Annotated in this window: 12 protein-coding genes; 2 read left to right on the top strand and 10 right to left on the bottom strand. The window is 39.0% G+C overall.

The features are described 5' to 3' along the window. Positions 1-23 precede the first annotated feature (23 nt). Entirely contained in the window at positions 24-2747 is a 2724-nt protein-coding gene (locus CLO1100_RS01535; RefSeq protein WP_014312004.1) for an S-layer homology domain-containing protein, read from the bottom strand. A 276-nt stretch (positions 2748-3023) separates the two neighbouring features. Here CLO1100_RS01535 and CLO1100_RS01530 point away from each other — a divergent pair, with 276 nt between their 5' ends. Both CLO1100_RS01530 and CLO1100_RS01525 read left to right on the top strand, forming a co-directional pair. Further along, on the top strand, positions 3024-4718 hold the full coding sequence (locus CLO1100_RS01530) for a methyl-accepting chemotaxis protein (RefSeq protein WP_014312003.1): 1695 nt from the start codon (positions 3024-3026) through the stop codon (positions 4716-4718). A gap of 316 nt (positions 4719-5034) precedes the next feature. After that, entirely contained in the window at positions 5035-5961 is a 927-nt protein-coding gene (locus tag CLO1100_RS01525) for a polysaccharide deacetylase family protein (RefSeq protein WP_014312002.1), read from the top strand. A 64-nt stretch (positions 5962-6025) separates the two neighbouring features. On the opposite strand, the gene argS is transcribed toward CLO1100_RS01525, so the two are convergent. The 9 genes from argS to CLO1100_RS01480 form a co-directional block, all read right to left on the bottom strand. Continuing rightward, complete coding sequence (gene argS / locus CLO1100_RS01520) at positions 6026-7720, bottom strand: arginine--tRNA ligase (RefSeq protein WP_014312001.1); 1695 nt, start codon at positions 7718-7720, stop codon at positions 6026-6028. After that, the gene (locus tag CLO1100_RS01515) at positions 7683-8150 is read right to left on the bottom strand and encodes a DUF1934 domain-containing protein (RefSeq protein ID WP_014312000.1); all 468 of its coding nucleotides are present in this window, start codon (positions 8148-8150) and stop codon (positions 7683-7685) included. The genes argS and CLO1100_RS01515 overlap by 38 nt, the downstream gene beginning before the upstream one ends. A 71-nt stretch (positions 8151-8221) precedes the next feature. Next, complete coding sequence (locus CLO1100_RS01510; protein WP_014311999.1) at positions 8222-9352, bottom strand: D-alanine--D-alanine ligase family protein; 1131 nt, start codon at positions 9350-9352, stop codon at positions 8222-8224. Between the two features lie 188 nt (positions 9353-9540). Then, positions 9541-10365 (bottom strand): M23 family metallopeptidase, encoded by an 825-nt coding sequence (locus CLO1100_RS01505; protein ID WP_014311998.1) that lies wholly within the window; start codon positions 10363-10365, stop codon positions 9541-9543. A 69-nt stretch (positions 10366-10434) separates the two neighbouring features. After that, positions 10435-11463 (bottom strand): stage II sporulation protein D, encoded by a 1029-nt coding sequence (gene spoIID / locus CLO1100_RS01500; protein ID WP_014311997.1) that lies wholly within the window; start codon positions 11461-11463, stop codon positions 10435-10437. 185 nt (positions 11464-11648) lie between these two features. Continuing rightward, positions 11649-12911, bottom strand: coding sequence for a UDP-N-acetylglucosamine 1-carboxyvinyltransferase (gene murA, locus CLO1100_RS01495; protein WP_014311996.1), 1263 nt, complete (start codon positions 12909-12911; stop codon positions 11649-11651). 40 nt (positions 12912-12951) lie between these two features. Then, the gene (locus tag CLO1100_RS01490) at positions 12952-13704 is read right to left on the bottom strand and encodes a YwmB family TATA-box binding protein (protein ID WP_014311995.1); all 753 of its coding nucleotides are present in this window, start codon (positions 13702-13704) and stop codon (positions 12952-12954) included. A gap of 136 nt (positions 13705-13840) precedes the next feature. Next, on the bottom strand, positions 13841-14689 hold the full coding sequence (locus CLO1100_RS01485) for an S-layer homology domain-containing protein (protein ID WP_014311994.1): 849 nt from the start codon (positions 14687-14689) through the stop codon (positions 13841-13843). A gap of 19 nt (positions 14690-14708) precedes the next feature. Beyond that, positions 14709-18665, bottom strand: a complete 3957-nt coding sequence (locus CLO1100_RS01480) for a fibronectin type III domain-containing protein (protein ID WP_014311993.1) — start codon at positions 18663-18665, stop codon at positions 14709-14711. Positions 18666-18712 lie beyond the last annotated feature (47 nt).

Here is an 18712-nt window from a genome sequence, read left to right as displayed (position 1 = left end):
GTACCCTCCACTCTCTATTCCTGTTATTCAACTATAATAATGTAAGCATCTCCTGTAACTGCATTATCCTTCTTGAGTATCCTCAATGAATCTCCCTTTTTAAGGTCGGAAGCATTAATCTTTTTGTTATTTCTGAGTATCAGTGAATTTTTGAGTATGTTAAAATTACTGTCCCCCATAGTTACCCAAAGGTGTGCTGAAGTATTGTAATATCTGCAATTTTTCAAAATGATTGATTGAGGCTCCTGTACTACGGAACCGTCTTCTGCCAAAGTTCCTCCTGCAGTACTGTTCACTGTACCTTGTATATTAAAGTTGCCGAATGGTGCTGTACTTATTTCTACAGCATCCGTTCCGTCACTCAATATATAAACCGTCCTGCCCTTAAAGGTACCTTGGGTATTTTCAGCAGTAAAGCTTCCCTGTCCTACTATTCCGTCCGTATCCGTAATACGTGTATTGGAGGACAAGCTGAAGGTCATTGGCGTATTTGCATAATCCCAGTTTGTACCGTTAAGTTTTGAATAGGATTCCAATGTCACTGTCTTGTATTCGTCTATATTACTGATTCTGCCTCTGTACAGCTGAACGGCCTCTGTTCCCGGTCTCTGTTCTATTGAAACGACTCCCGCAACTATAGTACTGTTGCTGCCGGAATTATCTCTGTTAGCCATAACATAAGCATAATCGTCTGTTGAAACACTGCTTCCCTGAACAAGTCGACCGTCTTTAACAACAATTGTTCCCGGGTTATATGTAACATTCACCAAATTCTTTTCAAGTACAAATCTATTTGTTCCGGTTATGTAAACCTTATCATCATAAGGTACTTCCTTGTCTGTACTGTCTGTAAACGAAGCTACAACAGCAAGCTCGTCATTACCGTAGTCTTTTTCACTTGCAATATAAACGGTGTTGTCTTTTAACAGTGTAAGATCCTTCAGGGATTTTTTTTGTCCGTCAAAAAAAGCCGAGAAACCGTTTCCAAGCTCTATTACTTTTGAACCGTTTGTTTCCTTTATCCACTTCCCGTTTCTGAAAGTCCATGGATCATTCAGGTATATTGTATTTGATATGCTATTGTAGTTGTCAAAGGTTCCCTTATATATATTAGATACAAGCTTGTCGCCGCCTTCTACCATGATTTCCTTTAACACTGTCATATTAGGGGCTTCGTTTATAAGGAGCTTTATAGTATCACCGTCTTTAAGCTGACTGTATTTTACAAGCTTCCCGTCCTTGATTACATTTGCACGGTCAATATTATAGGCCTTCTGCTGCTTCTTTTCAAATTCTACTATTATGGAACTGAGCTTTTTTGAAATAATCTTTCCATATCTTAATGTATAATTTGCAACACTACTTACGGAGGTAACCAGATTGTTTGAATCAACCCTTATAAAGACGGTATCTCCCGCTTCAATATCATCAAGTTCAGCTTCTTCATGATTTTTGAATACCTGTATATCGTTTGGGTCTGCGTAGTTATATGTTTTAAGTTTTGAAAGTGCAAGAGGAGTTTTTCCCGTACCATCTTCATTGTACAAAGTAATATATCCCAGTTGAGGGTTGTTCTCCTCAACTATTCCGGCATACAAGCCTTTTTCAACTTCTTCCGGTGCCACTTCATTCTTTGCCAGAACACGGACATACCTGACTATCAGGTCTTCAGTCCCTGCTATGTACTGTATGCGGTCTCCTGCCCTCAAGTCTACAGAACCTGTTATCTTCCCATTTTTAAATACAGGGAGTTCAGAGTTATATGAAGCAGACGCAGAGACTGTTAATTCATTTGTATTTGAGACGGGCTTTCTGTTACTTTTGGATACAGTGATTTCATCCAGAAGTCCGTCTGAATTTCTTATAGTAATTGTAGTGTAGACAGTGGTGCTTCCGTTGGAATTATCCTTTCCCGACTGAATACCTACTATAGTTGCATTTCTTTGTTCAAGTCGTCTAAGAGGCAATATAATGTCTTCTGCATTTTTAAGGATTGCCGCTGCTTGCTGACGTGTAACCGTTCCTGCCGGAAGAAATTTGCCTGAGCCGTTTCCGTTCATGATCTTTGCCCTCAGCACAGCCTCCAGATAAGGTATGTTTTCAGGCTTGCAGCTTTTCCAGTCGGAAAAGTTGTTTAGCAACTCCTGTTGCTGTGGTTCGGGTGGTATCATTAATGCTTTTGCAATCCAGGTTGCAAACTCTTGTCTTTGAACCGGCGCACTTCTCCTAAAGTCTGATGTGCCCAGAGTTTTCTGGTTTGCCTGCATTGCATCAGCCAGCTCTGTCTCTGATATAAGTCCATCATTTGCTGCCAGTTGCAAGCTTCCGTCAAAAAGTACGTCCTGAGGGTTGGTTTTCTTTACAGTTCTTTCGCTGTTAAGTGCCTGTCCCTGTTCATCTATCTCACGGACTCTGTTTGCAGCGGTATATATTAAATAAAGAGCCATTTCTTTTGAAATATAACCTTTAGGGTTAAACTTTTTACTGCCGGGTGTTATGTAAATCCCTAATGCCCCGTTTTGAAATATTGAATTTTTTGAATTATTGTCAAGGCCGGCTATATCGGTATATTTGAGATTATTTATAACGGCCTGTCCCGTTGAAACTGCATTAAAAGAATTTATAACCTTCTCATTTGCAGCACCCACAACAAAGGTCTGAGCAATAAGAGTCATACTCAGTATTGTTGCAGCTGCCCTTGAAATGAGCTTTTCTCCCTTTTTATTTTTCAGCTTGAATAGATTCATTTTTCTGACTCCTGTTTTCCAAGTAAGTTATATTATTCATATTAATTATATCGGGTTTTTACCATATTTTTTTATTAAAGTTTTATTACAACTATAATCTGGCAGAATATTAAAAAAAATAGCACTATAGTACTATTTTTATGGTACCGATATAAATATGTAAAACTATGTTTGGTGTGCCGATTTTGTGGTAAAATTTAGCATATATTATGTCTTAGTAGCTTTAAATGTTACATACAATATATTTCATACCAAATTAACAAAGGAGACGGTATAATGAAAATTAAAACTAAACTCGTTTTATCTTTTTCTTCAGTACTTCTGTTATTTGCTCTGGCTATATTTCTGCTTATGAATTTTATGGTTTCTAAATTGGTTAAAGACCAATATGAGTATAATATAAAATCCAGTGCAAATTTAGCTCTGTCATTTCTTGATGAGAAATACCCCGGAGATTGGAAAATCGCCGGAGATTCGCTGTTAAAAGGAGATCATGTTATTAATGACGATACGCAGTTTGTGGATCACATTAAAAAAAGTACAGGAAATCTGGCAACAATATTCAGAAATGACACAAGAGTAGCTACAAACGTATTACAGGAGAATGGAGAAAGAGCGATCGGTACTAAAGCATCACAGGAGGTTACAGAGAAAGTTCTGGCAAAAGGCAATGAATATAATGGTGTTGCCTTGGTTGCAGGAAAAAATGCATTTACATACTATACTCCCTTAAAGGACAGCAGCGGTAAGGTCATTGGTATGTGGTTCACAGGTATAGATAAATCTGTAGTGGATAAACAAATTAGCGATATTCTTATTAAAATAACTGCCATTGTATTAATTATTCTACTTTTCGGGGCTGCTTTTTCCTACCTTATTGGAAGCAGTATGTCCGGAGCTATCAAAAAAATCAATGATTGCCTTAATAAGTTTTCTGAGGGTGATTTCAGTGTGTCATTACCCGAAAAGATACTCAAAAATTCAAGCGAAATAGGACATATGGCAAGATCGGCAAACACATTGCATAATTCTGTAACAGGAATTATTAAAACTATTATAAGTGAATCCGGTAACATAGACAATTCTGTTAAAATGTCCGTCGTCAGTATAACTGATTTGAATTCATCTATAGAAGAAATTTCAGCAACCACGGAAGAACTGTCGGCGGGTATGGAAGAAACTGCCGCCGCTATGGAGGAAATGAGTGCGACATCGGCAGATATAGAATTGGCCGTGGAAAATATTGCAACTAAGGCTCAAGAAACTTCCTTCGCAGCTCAAGATATAAGTAAACGTGCCGAGTCACTCATGGTTTCCGCTAAAAAGTCAAAAGACCATGCATATAGTGTATATGAATCAGCAAATAATGAGCTGACAACAGCTATTGAACATGCACAGTCCATAGAAAAAATCAGAGTACTTTCAGAGTCCATTATGCAGATAACCACTCAAACCAACTTACTCTCATTGAATGCTGCTATAGAAGCCTCCCGTGCAGGTGAGGCCGGTAGAGGTTTTGCTGTAGTTGCTGATGAAATAAGAAAGCTTGCTGAAGATTCAAAAATAGCAGTCAGTGAAATACAGGGTGTAACCAAGGAAGTATTTAAATCAGTTGAAGATCTGGTAACCAGCTCCAAAAACATTTTGGCATTTATAGAAAACACCGTTATTCCAGACTATACAAACCAGACTGCCGCAAGCGAGCAGTACAGTGACGATGCCGGACGTATTGACAATCTGGTTATGGAATTTACTTCCACCTCGCAGGAACTTATGGTTTCAATCGGGAATATGCTAAAAGCCATTAATGAAGTAACTCTTTCTGCTAACGAAAGTGCAGCAGGAACAACGAATATTGCTTCAAGAACTTCTGATATGTTAGTCAAGGGTTCTGAAGTAGTCAATCTTTCAGAAGCCTCAAAGAAGTCATCTGAAAGTCTCAGGAAATATATTGCAGGGTTTAAAATTTAATTAAAACACACTATAAATTTCAATACTCCTCTAGTGCCCATAAAGCCTGAGGAGTATTTTTTTATAGCTTCTTTTATAAATATCTTTTACAAATAATAGTTATTTGCCTAGAAATTTCTATATACCTATTATATAATAATGTACAAGCAGTATAATCACCATATTATCAATATTATAATTATTATAATTCCAGACTAATACCAACCCCTACTCTGTCTAAAAACTACTGTTTAACATATTACTATAAAGGAGGATTGATAAAAAGGTTCTTTTTTTATTTCAAAACGATTTTTTAATTTAAAAGGAGGCAAAAAGTATGTTTAATTTAAGAAAGGTTTTTAAGGGACTTCTTGCTGTGTCCCTGGTTGCAGCTTCTATACTTGTAATGAACCCTGTTAGTAAAGCTGCAGATACCGTAAAATACGGTGATGTCAATAACGACGGAGTCGTTGATTCAATTGATTATGCAACTGTAAAAGCGTACCTTTTGGGTAAAGGTACAATCGCTAACCTCACAGCTGCTGACACTAACTTTGACAAGACTGTGGATGCCATCGATTTTGCTAATCTTAAAAAGTTCCTGTTAGGTGCTATTACTTTACCTGTAGGTACTCCACCTATAACTGGAAAGGTTGTTGCTCTGACATTTGATGATGGGCCTGACGTAACACTTACTCCAAAAGTATTGGATAAACTGGACAAATATCATGTCCCTGCTACATTTATGATGATAGGACAAAAGATTAACGATTCTACAGCTTCTGTAGTTAAGAGAATCATAAGCTCCGGTTCTGAAATCGGAAACCACTCATGGGCATATGACAGTATGAGCGGAATGTCTTACTCTGCTATTAAGAAGTCTGTGGACGATACAACTGCTGCAATAATAAAATACTCAGGAACCACTCCTAAATTCTTCCGTGCGCCAAATCTGGCAACAGGTGGTTCCATGTTTGATGCAATCGATTTGACATTTGTTCAGGGCGTAACTTGCAATGACTGGACTCAGTCAACTACAGCTCAGCAAAGAGCTGATGCCATACTTGCAGGTGCAAGAGACGGAGCAATATTCCTTATGCATGATGTTCAGCCTTTACCTCACCCAACCCCTGAAGCCCTTGATATTATAATTCCTAAGCTTCAGAGCGAGGGTTATACCTTTGTCACTTTGAGTGATTTATTCAAAATAAAAGGTGTTACATTAAGTCCTACAGACAACAAAATTTATACATATTTACCGTAAGTCATAGTAATATCAAAAAAGCCGGCTCTCTTCAACATGAAGAGCCGGCTTTCTTATATCATTGTCACATTCTCTCAGGAGCATCTATACTTAGCAAATCAAGAACATTTTTTATTACGGTTCTTGTACAGTTAACAAGTACAAGCCTTGCTTTCATAAGCTCTTCTTCCTCTCCCCTTACTCTGCATGCATTGTAGAAGCTATGGAAGGTTGAAGCAACCTCGTGAACGTATCTTGTAAGTCTGCTTGGTTCAAGAGTTTCAGCCGATATCCTTACTTCGTCAGGATATTCTGAAAGCTTTCTGATAAGTTCAAGTTCCTCGGGTTTGTCAAGTAGTTCAGCTTTTATTTCACTTACAGCAGGAATCTTGATGCCTTCGCTTTCAAGGAGCTTGAACATACTGCATATTCTGGCATGTGCATACTGCACATAGAAAACAGGGTTTTCGTTGGACTCCTTGACAGCCAGATCAAGGTCGAAATCCAAATGGCTGCCTGAAGCTTTTGTGTTAAAGAAGAATCTTACTCCGTCTCTTCCTACCTCTTCAACCAAGTCCATAAGGGATATTGACTTGCCCGTTCTTTTGGACATTCTGGCAATCTCACCGTTTCTGTACAGTCTTACCAACTGGAACAATACTACATCAAGTCTGTCCGGGTCAATTCCAAGTGCAGCCATAGCCGCCTTCATCCTGGCTACGTGACCATGGTGGTCAGCACCCCAGAGATTTATTACCCACTCAAAACCTCTCTTTTCAAACTTATTTCTGTGATATGCAATATCTGCAGCAAAATAAGTAGGAATACCGTTATTCCTTACAAGAACCTCGTCCTTTTCACTGCCAATAACTGAGCCTTTGAGCCAAAGAGCTCCCTCTTTTTCAACGGTACAATCCCTGTCCTTGAGAAGCTGTATTGTTTCCGCTACCTCGCCGCTTTTGTGAAGAGTCTGTTCTGAAAACCACACATCAAAATGGATTCCGTAGCTTTCCAGACCTTCCTTTATCCTTGCTATATTTCTTGGGAGTGCAAAGTCCACGAATACCTTCTTCCTCTCTTCGGAATCGGTATTAATATATTTATCGCCATGTATTGCGATAAAATCCTTCATATGTTCAGTAATATCTTCGCCATGATACCCGTCTTCCGGGAACTCTATGGCATCCTCACCCTTTATTAGCTGAATATATCTGGCTTCAAGTGAGGTACCGAATTTCTCTATCTGATTTCCGGCATCATTTATTAAAAATTCTCTTGTAACATTATAGCCCGCAGCGTCCAGAACGCTTGCTATGCAGTCTCCAAGTGCTCCTCCCCTGGCATTTCCCATGTGGAGCGGCCCTGTTGGGTTTGCACTTACAAACTCAACCATAACCTTTTTACCGTTTCCGATATTAATACGGCCATAGTTTTCCTTTTCCTGCTCTATTATACTGATTGTTTCATAAAGGTATCTGTTATCCAGTGTAAAGTTGATAAAACCGGGGCCTGCACAGTCAACCTTCTTAATATATGTTCCATCCGTGCTTATATTCTTTATTATAGTATCAGCTATTTGCCTTGGTGCCTTTTTAGCAGTTTTGGTAATTTGCATTGCCACATTTGTAGAAAAATCGCCATGTCCTTTTTCTCTTGGTATTTCAATGGTAATGTCAGTTATTTCCAATGAAGGAAGCTCGCCCGTTTCAACAGACTTGTTTATTGAATTGATGACAGCATCCTTAATTTGCTGGCGTATTTCCGAGTTTATATTTTTCATTTGCAGTTCCTGCCTCCCTGATTAACATATAAAAATCATTTCTTCCTGAACCTTGGTTGTCTATTTCAATCTGATAACCTATTCTGATTTCTCCGCCTGTTTCATTTATATTTATATCTACATTATTTGCGTAAACTCCTATTGTAAAGCTTCCGTACTCAGTATTATAGCTTGAAACATGCTTCTGACCTTTTTGAAAAACAAACTGTGAATTAACCTTTCCAAACCTCATCAGGGTAACAACACCCTCTCCCACCTTCAATGTGGTGGTAGTCCCTTCCATACCGGTTACTTCACTCTCTTTGTAGGTAATGTAATAATTACCGCCCTTCTGATAGTACTTCCCTTCTGTGATAAGTTCGAGGGTATTGGGGTCATTGTCGTCGCCAGTCTGAACACCCTTTACATTTATTATCACATCTTTACTCATTAAGTCTCCTCCTCGAAACCTTTTGTACTTTCAATATAATATACATTTGCGGTAAATTTTTCAACATTTTTTTAATCCAGTGTATTTGTATACTCTCTTCTGGTGTCCTCATATCTCTCAAATGCCAGCTCAATCAGTTTATCAATGAGCTCTGAATAAGGGATACCGCTAGCAGCCCAAAGCTTGGGGTACATGCTTATCTGGGTAAATCCCGGTAGAGTATTAATTTCATTTATGTAAATTTCTCCTGTATCCTTATGAACGAAGAAGTCTACTCTGGATAACCCGGCACAATCAAGGCACTTGAACGCTCTAACAGCATACTCTCTGATTTTTCCTACAGTTTCCTCAGATAGATTTTCCGCAGGAATCACAACTTTTGAGCTGTCTCCTACCTGATATTTTGCCTCATAATCATAGAATTCATTACAAGGTACTACTTCTCCTACAGTGGATGCAACTGGATCGTCATTTCCCAGAACTGCACACTCGATTTCCCTGCCGTCGATAAATTCTTCAACAAGAATTCTCCTGTCATTTTTAGCTGCAATAATCAGAGCCTTTTCAAGGCTCTCTCTGTCAGAAGCTTTGTTCACACCAACAGATGAACCGGCATTGGATGGTTTTACAAAACACGGATATGTAAGTCTGCCCTCTACCTGAGCTACAACATCATCCATCTGGTTATATACCTGCTTTCTGTTAAATACAAGATAGTCGCCTTGAGGAAGACCTTCCTTTTCAAATATTATCTTTGTATACGCCTTATCCATTCCAACAGCAGCACCTAGCACACCACATCCTACGTAAGGAATTCCCGCAAGCTCAAAAAGTCCCTGAATAGTGCCATCTTCACCGTTACAACCATGTAGTACAGGGAATACAACATCAATGGGAGTTTTTGTGTTACCGGATATAACCTGCCTTGCTGAATTTACTGTAATTATTTCAAATTCGGTCTCATTTTCTGAAGGTTTACTTTCCAGAAGCTTTTTCTGTGCAATGGTTTCCCAGTCACCGTTTCCAATTTTTTCAACCGGCCCGTCATATTTAAGCCACTGTCCCTTCTTTGTAATTCCTATGATTTCAACATCGTATTTTTGCTTGTCTATATTTTCTATTACTGACTGGGCTGATACTCTTGACACTTCATGCTCGGATGACTGCCCGCCAAAAATAATAGCTACTCGTTTCTTTGACATCTGGTTACCCCCAAATATTCTAATTAGTTAATTAAATTATATTAAATATTTTACTATTTAAGTACCAATAATACAATAATGCCCGGGGAAAGCCATATCTATGAGCTGTACATAAAGAAAAGTACCACAATCTACTATTCCTAGATGTGCGGTACTTCCTCTGTAATGTATTTGAGTGTATTATTTTCTTATTTTCCCTGTCCCTTAGCAGTTGACGGTACGCTTAAATAAGGTGACGGGTCAACTGATTTACCGTTTTTCAAAACCTGAAAATGAAGGTGCGGTCCATCTTCACACTCTATCTGGATAGGGTCACCTACAAGACCGATTATATCATTGGCTTTGACCTTTAATCCACAGCTTATGTCCTCCAAATTCTGCTTGGACAATCCTGCATATCTGGTTTTCAAGTTATTTGAATGGGTTATCTCAACAGTTATACCATTGGGATTATCCTCTACCTTTGATATTGTGCCGGATGCAACAGCTCTCACTTTTGTGAGCTTCTCTACCTTGAAATCAATACCGTCATGTGCTCTTATGTCTCCCAGTGTTTTTGATTCTGAGAAAGTATTGATATCACGGGTAAAGTCTTTCATAACAGGGCCATCTACCGGCTTGCAGCTGAACTTAACAATAGCATTTACACTTGTAGAGGCACTTTTACTTTTACCGGTACCTGATTTTGGTGGTGTTGGTGTCGACTTTGCAGTCTCATTTGCAGCCGACTGTGCATTGTTTGCACCCGCAGCCTGATTTGCTGCTCCAGTCTTGTCCAATTTGCCGGATACTGCTTTTGATGCTTCGTCCTGACCAGCATTGGCAACTTCACCAGGAATTATTTTACCAGTGTCCATGCCGACATCAGAGTTCATGTTTTGAGTTGTTAATAATATTGCCGTTGCCGCCACAACTATTATACAAACTGCCAAAACTACATAAAGTCCCTTACTGCTAAAAAATTTAGACAGTTTGTTTTTCCAATTATTTTCGTCTGGAATAAGTTTCTTCATATTTTATATTCCACCTCCATTAAGTATTGTTTCCTATATTGGCAACAATATACATGGACGTGAATTGAATTAATTTTTCTTCGATAAATCCAGCTTTGTTATTTCAACCCCTTTATAGTAGTACTTCAATATCTCCTTGTAACCGCTTCCTTTTTGAGCCATATAATTGGCACCGCACTGGCTCATGCCTACCCCGTGACCGTAACCATAGGTTGTAATAGATATTTTACCTCCGGCAAGCTTTTTCAATTTAAAGTTGGTAGATTTCAGATTAAACATCTTACGAAAATCAGTTCCCTTTATTTTTACATTGCCAATATTCATACTTAATATTCTGTTTCCTGAGGAGTATCCATTTATTTTAATGTTTTTAAGCAAATTCCCGCTATTTATAATAATCTTGGGATTAGTCTTTTTTAATGTCTTTATCATTTCGGTTTCAGACAACTCAACAGTACTTTCATACTCCCTAAATTTATCCTCACCCATACTTTTTACTCCCTTTAGGTAGGGCTCACTTGTCCCGTCCCAGACATCCTCAACATTTTCTGTGTGGCCGCCGCTGTTGGAATGGAATAACGGATTTATAAGGACTTTGTTATATTCGATAACCTGACCTTGAGTTTCATTTACTGCCCTGGTTATTTTATTCCAGTATTTAAAGGAAGATAGTAGCCCCCAGTTTTTCATAGCTTGCTCCTTGCTTATCCATGCCTGACAATGCGTATGGTCTGTGCATACGTCAGCTTCATCATGAACACCGGCTGATCCATAAAGCTTGGCCGCCCTTCCCAGTGCATACGTCCTAGCAGCCACAGCCTGGGCCTTTAAGGCCTCTATATCAAACTCAGCAGGCATTTCAGCTGCTAAAACTCCCTTAATATAGTCCTCCAAGTACATTTTCACGGTTTTTTTTTGAGTATGCATGTAAACATTTATGGTGATTGCAGTTTCTGGTTTTTCAGTACTGGTATCTGACTTTATTTTGTCCGGAACCTGTACCGGGCCTTCTTCTTTACCGTTCAGCTGGATAACCGCAAAAGGTACCAGTACAACAATAATAGCCATCAATAATATATAGCTGATAACTTTTTTCATTTTAACCACCCATGTCCCAATGTGCCTAATCGATATGCCGGCACTTTACAGTGCCATTGATTATATATATTCATTAAAGGATTTTTTATGAATTGGCACATTTATATATTAACATGCAAAAAACGGGCTTACCATACCAGCATGCCCGTTTTTTAGTATATATTGAATATAAATAATATTACCCTCTAATCGTCAACCCGCTCTATTTTTGCCCCAAGAGATTTCAGCTTTTCTGCAAATCCTGAATATCCCCTGTCAATATGCTGTATTTCACCTATTTCAGTAGCTCCCTCTGCTGCAAGGCCCGCCAGTACCAGTGCCGCACCTGCTCTTAAGTCTGTGGCTTTGACACATGCACCTGTAAGGCACGGTTTACCCTCTATTACTGCTGTTCTTCCATCTATCTTTATATTTGCACCCATTCTCTTTAACTCACTTATATGCATAAATCTGTTCTCAAATATAGTTTCTATAACCATACTTGTACCTGGAATACAGGAAAGCATTGATGTCATCTGAGCCTGCATATCAGTGGGAAAGCCCGGATACGGCAGTGTTTTCACATCTATTGGCTTTAGTTCGCCTGTGCTTTTTACCGTTATTGCGGACAATTCCTCCGAAATTTCCAGTCCAGTTTCTTTTAGCTTTGCAACTACAGGTTTCAGGTGGTCGGGTACAACATTTTCAATTCTTATTTCACCGTTGGTAATTGCAGCAGCTATCATAAATGTACCTGCCTCAATACGGTCGGGAATTACTGTATGGGTACAGCCCTTCATGCTTGTAACACCCTCAATCCTTATGGTGTCAGTGCCTGCTCCTACTACATTTGCTCCCATTTCATTTAGATAGCTTGCTAGATCCACTATTTCAGGTTCATTGGCAGCATTCTCAATAGTTGTCTGGCCTTCAGCCATTACGGCTGCCATCATAATGTTTTCAGTTGCACCAACACTGGGAAAATCCAGATATATCTTGTTTCCCACCAGCTTTTTATTTTTTCTGGCTTCAATATAACCGTGCCCCTGAGTTATCTCTGCACCTAGAGCGGCGAAGCCTTTCAAGTGTAAATCAACAGGCCTTGACCCTATGGGACATCCTCCCGGCAAAGCAACCCTCACATAGCCTGTTCTGGCAAGCATCGGGCCCATTACTAGGAAAGACGCTCTAAGCTTGTTTACCAGTTCATATGGGGCAGTTGAATTTGTTATTTTCCTGGTCTCGAAGGATATAGTTGTGGGGTCGGATTGCTTTTGAACATCTGCTCCCAGACACCTTAATAAATCACACATTATCCTGACATCATTCAAGTCGGGAACTTCTTCTATTATACTTTTTGAATCGCTTAGCAGGGATGCTGCTATTATTGGAAGAACTGCATTTTTTGCACCATCTACTTTTACACTGCCTCTCAAAGGCACACCTTCACTGATTACATATTTAGCCAAGTGAGCTCTTCCTTTCGTTTTTTAATATTTTTTCTTTTGTTCAATACTCTGCATTGACTACAGGTGTTGCCACCCATAAATATGTCCTGTTTTCTAGTTTGTTGTACCTAAATGCTATTCCAAGATTTACATTTTTACCGCCAACTCTTAACTTATCCCCTATCAAAGGAGAAAAGGCCGATACACTGATTTCATTTTGCTGCCTGAAGCTATCTATTTTTTTAGCTGAACTTTCATTAAGTATTTTTTTGCAAATGTTTTCTAATTGGTTATCGTTGAGATTTCCTTCATATGTTCCCGTAATACATGAGTTTATTTCAGCTTTAAGTTTATGTTTTTTAAATACACCTTCAATTTTTTTTCTCAGCAATAATGCTTTTCCGTCTCCGGCCTCAGTTGTATCTATAGTTATATATTTGTCTCTATTTCCTGACTTATTCCCAACAATACTTGCCATTGCAGATATTTTAACGCCGTCCCTTGTTGTGCCTTGCATGTCTGTTTTTGCCAGATTATCAGAACTGTTTGTATTCTTTGAATACTCGGAAATTTCCAGAGTTTTGAAAACGTCCTCGCATACTTCTGATAATTCACGTACAGTCTTATATTTGTCTGATGCCCTGGCAAAAAAATACACATCATTAACTACCATTTTGGCTCCAGAGTAATTGAATGCATCCTTAATAGAAATTTGCCCTTCACCAATGTTGTTTTTTCCTGTTATGTAATATGCAGTTCCAACAATAGTCCCGACTACTAAAATAGCCACTAAAACAAAAGAAAACTTTCTCATATATACTCCACCTTATAATAATTAAATTTCCTTGCCGATTTTGTCTGAATTCAATCAAAATCAGTTCAAGATAATAAAATTATTACCTTTTTAAAAAAGTCGTATACATGATAAGTTTTCTTACAATTTGTATCTTTTAAAACGTGGAAAGCGCTCTGCTGAGCATCATTGCAAAGTTGCCTCTGGAAATATTTCCATTTTCGGAGAAGTTTTTGTATATACTATCCTCAATAGTTAAAATTTTTAAATTAAAAATATTTTGTACGTAAGCTGAGTACCATTGATTTTCCTTTAATTTCCCAAATGTTCCCTGAGCCTTTGTTTTAAAGCTAAAGGATTTGCTTATTATTGTACAAACCTCTGCAACAGTTATTTTATTGTTCGGTCTGAAGGTCTTGTCCGAGTATCCTGTCATTATGCCTTTGTTCACAACGGCGTTTATGTACTTCCTTCCCCAATGGCCGTTTACATCCTTTAGTTTGGTACTTTGAGAATCATCAGGCTTTAAGCTTAATGCCACTGATAGCATTGCAGCTGCCTCAGCACGTGAAAGTGTATTACCCGGTCGAAAGGTTCCGTCCGAGAACCCTGATGTTATACCCACATCATGCAAGTGCCTGATGTATTCATCAAACTCGGTATTAGCAATATCTGAAAATGGTCTTCCGTCTATATCATCGGAGTTTGTTGTTATAACTCTGAAAGGTGCCAGAACCATTGACTCATCAATCTCTGTTGAAGCAGAAGTCACTGCACCCTTCTTTAATGTGTAGGCAATATTAATTGTTTTACCTTTTGAAATACTAAATGCCAGTATGTTTACACCCAGCCCTGATTCCTGACTTGAAAGAGTTAGCTTATATTTACCGTCAATCTTCTGTGTAGTCACTTTTACACTATGTGCCTGAACGTCCTGTACTCCAATTGTAAACAATACTACTGCCGCTAATAATATCGCAATGTATCTGGTAATGGGTTTTTTCATTGAGTTCTCCGTCCTTCGTTTATATGTCTCCTGCAAGTACCAGCGCCTTTTCCAACATATACATCAGTTCTCCCCTTGTAACACTCTGGGCAGGGTTAAATAATGTAGATGACTGATATGGCAAGAATCCGTTTTCAGCGGCAAAGGCAACTTTATTAAATATTGTCTTATCTATCTTGCTATAGTCTTTATACATGGAGATTATGTCCTTGTTTCCGTTAACCCTTGTATTTGTTTTCATTTCATATAATACTGTCGCCAAGCATGCTGCATCCTGTCTTGTAAGGATTGTCGAAGCTGCTTTTCCTGTCTTGATTAATCCCGTCTTTACCGCCAAATCCATATAATCACTGCCATAGGAATATTCAATACTGTCAAATGCCAGCTTTACCGCTTCTCCTACTGTTGCAGCCTTGTCCGGATTAAACATGCGGCTTGTTATACTTTTAAGCTTATGAGCCATTGCAACATTCAGGATAGAGTCTTCATACGTATGACCGTATATATCATCAAACAAGTTATTGGTTCTGTCAGCAAGAGCAAAAAGTCCGGGAACTGCTGACTGGAAGCTTATAAAGCCCTTACTGTTGTCTATATCGAATTTGTTTGACGTAGCTTTCTGTTCCCAGTTGCTTGTTACCCCGTTATATTGATATCCCAAGGTCTGTCCCTCAACATAATCCTTTGAGTTTGTATAAGGATAACTGATTATCAGTGGTATTGCAAATTTAGATATTGTCATTATACTTGCACCTGTATCAAGTGTTACCCCAATCTGTGCCAGCGGTTGCCTTAGTATAAGTTCATTTGCCCGGACCGAAGGTTTCTGGGGTGTTAGTACAATATCAAAGGTATATATCTGTTCCTTTTTAGTATCTGTAGTAGTCACATTTGAAAGTATTCCTGCTTTCAGATTATATGAAACAACCGCCGTCTTAAAGGAAATGTTCTCTTTAAGCTGATCCAACTTGTCAAACACCTTTTTTGATATCATAAGGGATATATTTGTTGCGGGTGCCGGCGGCTTGGATATATCAACAGTGTAGTCAAGTATATTGTCCGTCATTATTATCTGTACAAGTCTGTCAGCATTTACTCCTGTTATCTTAACAACCCATGTACCATTTACAATGGTTGGTGCCTTTTCTATGACATCACCGGTGATTGGATGGTCTACATCCTGATCTGAATCATAGTCGTCACTGCTTCTCAACGTTCTTACACTGATACTCTGTGTAGGCAGTGAGCGAAGTTTTTTAGCCGGGTCATATGCATATAGCCTTGCGTAATATCTGAAGTTGGATGTAAGTCCTTCAACCTTGAATTCGGTAACACTTCCGCACTCGTATACTTTTGCATCGGAATAGTCTATTTTTCCAGCAATTTCAAGTATATATGTAAGTCCCGGTTCCTGAATCCATTCAAAGGTTATACTGTTCTTGGTCACTGCATCCGCAGTATTCTTAACTCCGAAGCCTCTTGGTGTTGATGGAGGCATCAGCTTTAATGTCCTTAAAGGCAGTGAATCACTCCACTCCGACTTTTCACTGGCAGACAAGTCGGAATTAAATGCTTCCGCCTGAATCCAGAAATAATACTGGGTGTCTGCTGTCAACCCTGTTACCCTCACATAGTCAAGACCGGATTTTTTTATCTGTGCGCCTGTAATTGTTAAAGAGCCTTGTGCCTTTGTTACATCATCTACGTTACCGTATTTGAGATAATAGGTATTCTGCTCCTTGTAATTCCATGCCAGATCAGCAAATGTATCGGATACATTTGTACATCTCAAGTCAGGAACTACAGGCTTTTCTATAGTATCACCTGGTGTAGGGAGTGTGGTGAAAATTATCGGGTTGGAAACATCTGAAAGCAATGGCGGATTACCGCCTCTGGATGCTCTTACCCACAGTATGTAGGTTGTATTGGGTTTTAAATCTTTTACAGGTACAACTACGTTGTGCTTTGCATAAACAGGAGTGCCCGAAGCCGGAACGGGTACATTTTCAGGTACATTCAGATACATGTCCTCCAAATCATCATTTGGAGTTGTTGACACCTTTTCCAGCTTATATGTATTTATTGCTGATATATCAATACTCGGCGTATACTCAGTACAACCCACGTACAGAGTTACCTCCGGATCATATTCAACTTTTCTGTAGTTCTGATTATCCGGCGGTGTTGTTTGCGGATTATATGGAGGTATATCCGACATAGATGTTTTGTCCGCCTGTATATAAGACCATCTTCCAGTAACAGGATCAAATTGTTCGAACCACCTGTTCTTCAACTGGATTGTTATGCTGGTATCCGTAATCATGTCTTTGATTCCGTCTTCCTGCTTTCTTATCTGAAGGGGTGGATTTGAAGGTATCAACGGGGTATCTATTAACCCTCCCGGCAGTGTAACAATTACCTTTAGTGCCGGGGTTGAAATATGCTCTACGTTTTGAATGATTCCTTCCTTTTCCTCTGCAAAGGTTTTCTTTGCTACTATTCTGAAATAATAGGTATGGTTTGGCTGTAGGTTTTCAATTTTATATTTATAGCCTATAACCTTTCCATCATTGGATTCGTCCTTTACAAAGTTTGCACTGTTAGGCTTAAAATTTGTCTGTATCTTTGTTTCTACAGGAGGATCATCTATTGCGCCTGAGTCCTCCAATAACCATAAATCATATAGAACATCCGAGTCTATTGTACCATCGGCTTTTTTAGGCAGACGCCATAATATTGTTGCCGTATCCTTTCCAAGTTCTCCTTTTTTAATGACTACTCCGTTAGTGTCCTTGACATCTTCGTAGGCTATTATAACGGAATCAGTTGAATCCTTAAACTGAGGTACCAGTTCCGGTGTTGAAGGCGTTGCAGGAACATCACTCTCCTTCAGTGTCACCTTGTCTGAAACTATATCTATATTGCTCGGGTAATATGGCAATCCATCCTTCTTTACAATTGCCCTTATCATGTAGCTGTTTTCCTGTCCGTCGGGCACTGTAATAAAGGTTGTAGTACCTGATTCCACCATTATGATCTTTGGCATGTTGTCCGCTTCAAACCTGTTTATCTGATACTGAACAGTTATGTTGGAGGATGAAAGACCTGTTATAACAGGACTCCAATCAAGTCTCCAGATTGTTCCGTCATCTGTTGTTGACACTCTGGATGTTTTTACTAATATATATGTGCTTACCAAAATTGTTTTGGTTTGTGACGTTTTAATAATTGACTGGTCGGATACAACAGGAACAATCTTGACATAATACACTCTTCCCGGATCTTTAACTGTATGCTCATACTCCAGTGTTCCATCAGATTGATTGGCGTATACCGGCCCGGTTGAGCTTATCTGTTCCTGTGTAACAGTAATAGGAAGCGTATTGGCAAAATCCCTGTTTTCTGAAACATAAAGCTGATAATTTATTCTCTTGCCGTCATTCCAGACATCATCCCAAATTATCTTAATCTTATTGGTTCCGGATGTAATACACTGTATGTTTATATCAGTCATAAATTTTACAAGGTTTGAGCTGTCAGACTCACCGGATTTATATACTTGTCCCGTTAAAGGGTCAACCTCTGTGGCATAGGCCTTTGAACTTGCAGTATATACAGTTCCCGATGTAAGATCTCTCATTCTAATTGGGGTTGTAATTGCAGGAAGATCTTTTTCTTTTAAATATGTAGGTCTTGTAGTTCTGTAGCCTTTTGGAGATTCCTGCAGATATATGTTTACAAATTTTCCTGCCGGATTTGCCACCTGCCACTGAATGTCTGCATAATAGCCTGATTTTCCCCCATCTGCCGAATCATATCCTATGCTGGGCTCTGTGCCTTGACTGCTTTTTGGAATTGACAGCTGTGTAGGTGCGGCCGGTATGGGTACATCAATGGGCGCTGCATATACCGTACCATATGTCGTTATGAAAAATATCAATAATACTAAAGCTGCAAATATCCTTTTTGTCCTCATCTTTGACCTCCACATGCCGGCCATTACCGGCGGGTATACATACAAGT

This window comes from Clostridium sp. BNL1100, assembly GCF_000244875.1.
Taxonomy (GTDB): Bacteria; Bacillota; Clostridia; order Acetivibrionales; family DSM-1351; genus Ruminiclostridium.
This window is presented reverse-complemented; position numbering and strand designations above follow the sequence as displayed.

Excerpts from the sequence above, each read along its gene's own strand:
- CLO1100_RS01535 (WP_014312004.1), bottom strand. The coding sequence starts at position 2,747 with ATGAATCTATTCAAGCTGAAAAATAAAAAGGGAGAAAAGCTCATTTCA.
- CLO1100_RS01510 (WP_014311999.1), bottom strand. The coding sequence starts at position 9,352 with ATGTCAAAGAAACGAGTAGCTATTATTTTTGGCGGGCAGTCATCCGAG.
- spoIID (WP_014311997.1), bottom strand. The coding sequence starts at position 11,463 with ATGAAAAAAGTTATCAGCTATATATTATTGATGGCTATTATTGTTGTA.
- CLO1100_RS01480 (WP_014311993.1), bottom strand. The coding sequence starts at position 18,665 with ATGAGGACAAAAAGGATATTTGCAGCTTTAGTATTATTGATATTTTTC.
- CLO1100_RS01505 (WP_014311998.1), bottom strand. The coding sequence starts at position 10,365 with ATGAAGAAACTTATTCCAGACGAAAATAATTGGAAAAACAAACTGTCT.
- CLO1100_RS01525 (WP_014312002.1), top strand. The coding sequence starts at position 5,035 with ATGTTTAATTTAAGAAAGGTTTTTAAGGGACTTCTTGCTGTGTCCCTG.
- CLO1100_RS01515 (WP_014312000.1), bottom strand. The coding sequence starts at position 8,150 with ATGAGTAAAGATGTGATAATAAATGTAAAGGGTGTTCAGACTGGCGAC.
- CLO1100_RS01485 (WP_014311994.1), bottom strand. The coding sequence starts at position 14,689 with ATGAAAAAACCCATTACCAGATACATTGCGATATTATTAGCGGCAGTA.
- argS (WP_014312001.1), bottom strand. The coding sequence starts at position 7,720 with ATGAAAAATATAAACTCGGAAATACGCCAGCAAATTAAGGATGCTGTC.
- CLO1100_RS01490 (WP_014311995.1), bottom strand. The coding sequence starts at position 13,704 with ATGAGAAAGTTTTCTTTTGTTTTAGTGGCTATTTTAGTAGTCGGGACT.
- CLO1100_RS01530 (WP_014312003.1), top strand. The coding sequence starts at position 3,024 with ATGAAAATTAAAACTAAACTCGTTTTATCTTTTTCTTCAGTACTTCTG.